Genomic DNA, 6,361 nt, shown 5'->3' on the forward strand with positions numbered 1-6,361 from the left:
TCGCCGGTCATCGAGTGCCGGGTCGCCGAGCCGCGTTCACCGATGAGCGGCCAGCACCGCCGCGAGGCCGTCTTGCAGATCTTCGACGAAATACTCGGGAACCTCCAGCGACGGGAAATGTCCCCCGCGTTCGGGCGACCTCCAGCGGACGATCTGCCGGTACCGCTCCTGTGCCCAGGGGCGCGGAGACTTCTCGATGTCGCGGGGATACATGGTGATCGCCGACGGGACGTCGACCCGAAGTTCGGGATCGAGCGAGTTGTGGCTTTCGTAGTAGATGCGGGCCGCCGACGCGCCGGTCCGCGTCAGCCAATAGAGGGTGACGTCGTCGAGGATGCGGTCTCTGGACATCGTCTCGAACGGGCTGTCCTCGGTGTCCGACCACTCGGCGAACTTGTCGAGGATCCAGGCGAGAAGCCCGACCGGTGAGTCGACGAGCGAGTAGCCGATGGTCTGCGGTCGGGTCGCCTGCTGCTTCGCGTACGCCGCGCGGTGGCGCCAGAAATCGCGGGTCTCCTCGGTCCACCCGCGCTCGACCGCCGTCAGCCCGTCCGTTGCCAGCCCGGGCGGTGCCTCGGCGAACGTCGTGTGGATCCCGATAACGTGCGCCGGGAACCTGCCGCCGAGCACCGTGGTGATATTGCCTCCCCAGTCCCCTCCGTGGGCTACGAACCTGCGGTAGCCGAGCCTTCCCATCAGTTCCACCCATGCGGCCGCGATCTTCTCGGTTCCCCACCCGGTGGCGGCCGGCTTGTCGCTGAAACCGAAGCCCGGTAGCGACGGGACCACGACGTGGAACGCCGGCGCGCCCGCATCCTTCGGATCCGCAAGCTCGTCCACTACATCGGTGAACTCGGCGATGCTGCCCGGCCAGCCGTGCGTCAGGATCAGAGGAGTGGCATCCGCGCGCGCGGATCGGCGGTGCAGGAAGTGGATTCCCAGATCGTCGATGGTCGTGCGGAACTGGCCGATCCGGTCAAGGCGCGCTTCGAACGACCGCCAGTCGTAACCGGTGCGCCAGTGGTTCACGACATCGACGAGGTCGGCGAGAGGAACGCCCTGTTGCCATCGGCGGGGGCCGGGCGCGGCGCGATGGACCGTCTCGGGCTCCGGCAGTCGCGCCGCGGCCAGTCGCGCGCGCAGATCGTCGAGGTCGGCGTCGGTCGCGTGGGCTTCGAACGCTCGCACGTCGCTGGGTGGACGGGGCATGAGACCTCCTGGCCATCGCGGAGCCGGCCACGAACCGTCAGGAACCGGCTAAGGCAGTTCTAGCAAAGCACGTCATCATGTCAGCGTGCAACCGGCTAAGGTGGTTCCATGCGTGCTGGGTTCCCCGACTTCCGCCTCGGTAGCGTGCTGGCGACCAGCTTCACGGCGACCCTGACGGAGCGTCGCGGCAACGCTGTGGAGCGCATTCCCACGCCGCACCGACTCGTCGACTGGCTGGCGGTCAACGGCCTAGCCGTGGACTCCTGCACCGCTGCCCAGCTCGACCTCGCCCGGGAACTGAGGGAGTCGATCCACGTCGCCGCGACCGCGGCCGCGATCCAGGACGCTCTCCCCGCATCTGCCGTCCACGTCATCAACGACCGCAGCGCTGAGGGTCGGGCCGCTGCGATCCTGACGCCCGAGGGTAAGCGGCAATGGCGGCTCGGTTCGGCTTCCTGCGTGGAAGACGCCCTCAGCGTGATCGCCGCCGATGCGATCAGCATCATCGCAGGCGAACGAGACGGAAAACTGGCCTTGTGCGCATCACCGACCTGCCGGGCCGCCTTCTTCGACACCAGCCAAAGCCGCACCCGCAAATGGTGTGACATGAACACGTGCGGGAATCGGCAGAAGAAGGCGCGCTTCAATGCCAACCAGCGCAAACGCTCCGGATCAGCGGAGTGATCGTTGCGCTCGGTACATTCGGGTGGGCCCTATGCCCGCGACACATCTGTCGCGCCGGGCGCACCCCGACGGCACCGCTGAGAGCCGTCCGCCGCCTCCGGCCGTGAAGGCGCCGACACCTTTTCGGTCCGCCGGTCCGCCGGCACGCCGTGCGGCCTTCCACCGCACGGCCACGCTCATTCGGGAAGGGCTCTCAGAGCTGCGCACGGGCCACCGGTAGCGGCCGGCAGCCGGCCGGGAGAAACCGGGTGGCCCGGTTTCCCGTGCGCGGTTGTCCCGGCGCGCCCCCGGGTATACGCCCCACGGCGGAACATCACGATGAGTAACGGGAGGATTGCCATGGGTTTCTTCGGGGCGCACTGGGGCTACGCCGAGACCGACGAGGCCGAATGCGGCGAACTCACGCCGCGCGAACAGCAGTGGCTCCACGAGATCGAGCAGAAGCAGCAGGACACCCAGGGCAGCGGTGAGCGCTGACCTCCACGGGGGGTTCGGCCGGCCCGCCGCGGGCCGGCCGAACCCCGCCGTCGGCCACCCCGACACCACCGCGCACCCTCCCGACCCGCAGGGGCCGCCCGCCCACGGAGGCGAACGCGCGTTCGGCCTCGCCGATGCCTGGCACCGCGCCCGCCGCACCACCCGGCACCTGGGCTACCGGGTGCACCTGACCGACCTCGGCGGCGCGTGGCGCTGCCGGCTCGCCCACGCCGACCGCACCCCCGTCCCCAGCGGGCTCGGCATGGGCAAGGGCGACGACGACGCCGCCCGGGTGGGGGCGGTCTTCGAGGCGCTGGAGCACTCCTGGACCGACGCGAGCGCGCTGCGCCCCGAACACGTCGTGCTGCGCCCCGTCCAGGCGCTCACCGCCGGCGCGTGGGGGGCCGATCCCGCGGTCCTCGCCCTGGACCCGGGTGCCGGCGCTCCGCTGGCCTGCCGCCCCCACACCGCGCTCGACGGCCGCTCGCCCGCCGTCGACGTCCCGGTGTTCCTCCACTGCCCCTCCTACCCGGGCGCCGATGCCGCTCCGCTGCGCGAAGCACTCGGCGACGCCCACGACTACGCGCCCGCTGCGCGCTACAGCACCAACAGCGGCGGCGCCATCGGGGCCACCCGCCCCGAGGCCCTGGTCCACGCCTTGGCCGAGGTCGTGGAACGCGACGCCTACTCGCTGCTGCTGGCGGCCGTCTTCCTCGGACCCGGCGGGCGCGCGGCGCGCGTCGTGCGGCCGGAGTCCCTGCCCGACGACCTCGCCCGCTGGCACGGCCTGGCCCGGCGCAGGGTGCGCGGCCCCGTGCACCTGCTGGACATGACCACCGACGTGGGGGTTCCCGCGTTCTGCGCGCACGGCGTGTCGGGCGGGGGCGCCCCGGTGCGGGGGCAGGGAGCGTCGTTGTCGGCCCGCCTGGCGCTGCGCCGCGCCCTCAGCGAACTCGTCCAGTGTGCCGCGGTGGCCGACCACTACGGGCAGGAGGCCGTCACGCCCGATCTGCGCGCGCTGCGGCCCCATCCCGCACTGCTGGCGGCGGGCCGGGCCGACTTCGGCCCGCACCTGGCCGCCGCCCGCTCGGTGGACTTCCGCGACACCGCGGCACCGGCCACCCCCGGCGGCCACCTGCGCGGGCTCGTGGCGGCCGTGACCGCGCGCGGCCACACGCCCTATGCCGCCGACGTGCACACCGCCGCCACCGGTGTGTGCGCGGTGAGCGTGGTGGTACCCGGCCTGGAGCGCTTCTTCGCCGTCACCGGCGGCGCCCTGGTCGTCCCCGGCCCCCGCGCCCGTGCCCACCTGAGCGGCCTGCCCGCAGGGTGAGGACACCTCCGGCCGAGCCGACGGGTGTTCCCCGGCTCCGCGGTCCCCGCCGCGCGCGCCGCACCCGGCCGTCGGACGAGGGGCCCCTAAGCCCGGTCGGTTGAGCGGGTCCACGCCGCCCCGTAGAGGCCGAGCAGCCCCAATCGCCCGGCCGTAGCGCCGGTTCAGCAGATCACCGCCAGGCCGTCGGCGCACGTGACGTGCGCACCGAACCGGTACAAGCCCACAGCACGCCGGTGCCACCCGGAGGCGGGCGGTGTGGTGGAGGGCCCGGATTCAGGGGGTGCGGCCGATGAAAGCGAGCAGCCGTGTCTGGGGGGCGGCGTTCTCGGGTACCTCGACTCGCGGGCCGTACTGCCCACTGTCACGGAGTAGGTCGTCGAGCGGCAGCGTCCCTTGGAGCAGCCGAGCGCACCTAGCAGGGTCGAGGCTCTCGTCCTGGCCGGTGGCTCGCGCCAGATCCCAGGTGTGCATGAAGACGTCGGCGGTGTAGAACCGGTCGATCGCCTGGTTCAGCGGGATCTCTCCGAGGTGCCGGTCCGATAGGGGCCGCGCCGCCGTGGCGGGATCGTCGAGGAGGGCCTGAACCGCGTCGTTGTGCGACGTCCAAGCCGCCACCGGGTCGTCGTCCACCGATGGCCCTGTCGGCGGCTCGATTCCGGTTCCGGCCTTCAGGAATGCGGGGAACCACTCGACGAGGTGGCGCACCACGTCGCGGGCGGCCCAGCCTTCGCACGGCGCGGGATCGCCCCACGCGCCCGGCGGTACCCCGCGCACTCGGTCGGTGAAGACGCGTGCGAGCGGCGGGTGCTGAGGCGACTCAGCCTCGTGCGGCTTCGATGTCGTCCGGTGACCAGCCGCTGGTGGTGGAGAGGACCGGTAGCAGGACCTCCTGGACCCGTTGTCCGTGGGCCGAGGAGAGTTGGCGTAGGCGGCGCAGGGCGTCGGGTCCCGGCTCCTCTTGCACGAGCCTCAGGCTCTGGTCGAGGATGTCGCCTTCCAGTTCCTCGAAGGGGCCGCGAGAGTCGGGGTACTCCTGTGCGAGTCCGTGGAGCGGCGCCGCGCCGACGGCTCCCTCGACCTCTTGGACGAGTCCGATCCCGAATTGGATGGCGCGGTCGGATGCGCGGAGGGTGTCGCCCTCGTGGAGTTCCATGAAGGCGAAGCGGGGGACCTCCAGGGCCCGGATCTTCCAGTACCGCGGTTCGTCGGGCTCATACTCGGGTTCGTCGGCGTCGAACTCCGGGTCCGCGGGCTCGTCGCTGTAGGGCCAGATCTCCCCAAGGCGCTCCAGGGCGGCACGCGCCCTCTCGGAGTCGCCGGGGTCCATCGACCACAGCTCCTCCACCGCGCCTTGGAGCACCGCGCGCTCGGAGGCGTCGGCGAAGAAGTCGTACACATGAGCCGCCCGGGCCGCCGACCCGGCGGCGAGCAGCACACGCTGCCGCCCGTCGAGCGTCCGCAGGTCGTCCCGGTAGCGCGACTTGCGCGGGATCATCCGCCCTCCCACCAGAATTCGCGTTGGCCTGAGGTGTAGGTCGTGCCAGGGTAGTCGCCGGAGGTCTCCAGGCCCAAGTCGTCGGTCATGATGGGCATGCAGTTGCCGGTCGGGCGCTCGCCTTGGCAGATGTTGGAGCTGGTGCCGCCCTCGACCACCCGGTACTGGGGGTTGCGCTGGAGGTGCTCGTTCAATGCGGCCTCGGCGTGGCCGGACCCGGGAACGTATACCTCGCCGGGGTTGAGGTCGAAGCCGGCCGGGGGGTTGTTCGCGTAGGAGTCGGGGTCGTCGCTGTTCTGGCCTTTGGGGTTGCTGCTACTGACCCAAACTTCGAACTCCTGGGTCTGCGTGTTGTACACGCGGGTGACCGCGACGGTCAGGTTGCGGCTGCCGGTGCCGCGCATGATCTCGTGGGCGCGCTGTGCGGCCACGGCCGCGAAGTCGCGGTCGCCGACGGGGCGCTGCACCCCGCCGTCGTCGGCGTACTGGCGGTCGGGGTGGCAGTCACCGTTGGTGTTGTGGACCAGGACGTCGGTGGCGCCGACGCCGGCGTAGTAGGTGTGGAGGTCGGCGACGGTGAGGTTGTGGACCTGCTGAGCCGGGACCGTGGCGTGCTCGACCGCGGTGATCTGGGCCCAGGTGCCTGCTGAGGTGCGTAGCCAGGTTCCGGGTTGGAGGTCGATGGCGTCGGCCCATTGGGCGCGGTCGGGGATCCAGAAGGGGTGGGTGTCGGTGGCGGTGAGGGTGTCGGCCGATCCTTGGCCGTCGTCGATGGTGAGGGTGGCCAGGGTTTTGGTGCCGGTGGTGGTGATGGTGTCGGTGACCTCGCGGGGTCCCTCTTCACCGGTGCGGGGGTCGAAGGCGAGGACCTCGTCGCCGATGGCGATGTCCTCGATGGGGGCGGTGGTGCCGTCGGCGAGCAGGACCGGGGTGCCGGGGGTGAAGCTGGAGGGGCGGGTGCAGGACTGGCCGTTGTTCTGTTCGTTGTCGCGGTCGCCGTCGGCCTGCTGCTCCCCGTCGCCGTCGCCGTCTCCGTCGTTGTCGTTGCCGTCGCGGTTGTCGCCGCCTCCGTCGGCGATGTCGGCGATGCGCTCGCCCTTCTTGGCCCAGCCGAAGTAGGGGATGAGGGCGACGAGGTTCTCGACGACGGCCTGGGAGCC

6 protein-coding genes and 1 pseudogene are annotated in these 6,361 nt (G+C 71.5%); 3 read left to right on the forward strand and 4 right to left on the reverse strand.

All coding sequences use genetic code 11. The annotated features are described in order from the left end of the window. Positions 1-36: 36 nt before the first annotated feature. Positions 37-1,209: an epoxide hydrolase family protein gene (locus ACFO4E_RS26805; RefSeq protein WP_378579483.1), complete on the reverse strand. Its 1,173-nt coding sequence runs from the start codon at positions 1,207-1,209 to the stop codon at positions 37-39. Between the two features lie 108 nt (positions 1,210-1,317). On the opposite strand from ACFO4E_RS26805, the gene ACFO4E_RS26810 reads away from it, so the two are divergent. The 3 genes from ACFO4E_RS26810 (at position 1,318) to ACFO4E_RS26820 (ending at position 3,703) form a co-directional block, all read left to right on the forward strand. Then, the gene (locus tag ACFO4E_RS26810) at positions 1,318-1,893 is read left to right on the forward strand and encodes a CGNR zinc finger domain-containing protein (RefSeq protein WP_378579485.1); all 576 of its coding nucleotides are present in this window, start codon (positions 1,318-1,320) and stop codon (positions 1,891-1,893) included. A 339-nt stretch (positions 1,894-2,232) separates the two neighbouring features. Beyond that, on the forward strand, positions 2,233-2,370 hold the full coding sequence (locus ACFO4E_RS26815) for a hypothetical protein (protein ID WP_378579488.1): 138 nt from the start codon (positions 2,233-2,235) through the stop codon (positions 2,368-2,370). Continuing rightward, entirely contained in the window at positions 2,360-3,703 is a 1,344-nt protein-coding gene (locus ACFO4E_RS26820) for a YcaO-like family protein (protein WP_378579490.1), read from the forward strand. Before ACFO4E_RS26815 ends, ACFO4E_RS26820 begins: the two co-directional genes overlap by 11 nt. A gap of 276 nt (positions 3,704-3,979) precedes the next feature. Here the strand turns inward: ACFO4E_RS26820 and ACFO4E_RS26825 are convergent. The 3 genes and pseudogenes from ACFO4E_RS26825 to ACFO4E_RS26835 form a co-directional block, all read right to left on the reverse strand. Further along, positions 3,980-4,489: pseudogene (locus tag ACFO4E_RS26825) on the reverse strand (TIGR03086 family metal-binding protein); the annotation flags it as partial. Positions 4,490-4,523: 34 nt separating this feature from the next. Further along, positions 4,524-5,201: a hypothetical protein gene (locus tag ACFO4E_RS26830; protein WP_378579492.1), complete on the reverse strand. Its 678-nt coding sequence runs from the start codon at positions 5,199-5,201 to the stop codon at positions 4,524-4,526. Beyond that, positions 5,198-6,361 (reverse strand): polymorphic toxin-type HINT domain-containing protein (locus ACFO4E_RS26835; RefSeq protein ID WP_378579494.1); only part of this gene is annotated, 1,164 nt, incomplete at its 5' end. The genes ACFO4E_RS26835 and ACFO4E_RS26830, both read right to left, overlap by 4 nt.

The sequence above is a fragment of the Nocardiopsis mangrovi genome (genome assembly GCF_042653925.1).
GTDB lineage: Bacteria > Actinomycetota > Actinomycetes > Streptosporangiales > Streptosporangiaceae > Nocardiopsis_B > Nocardiopsis_B mangrovi.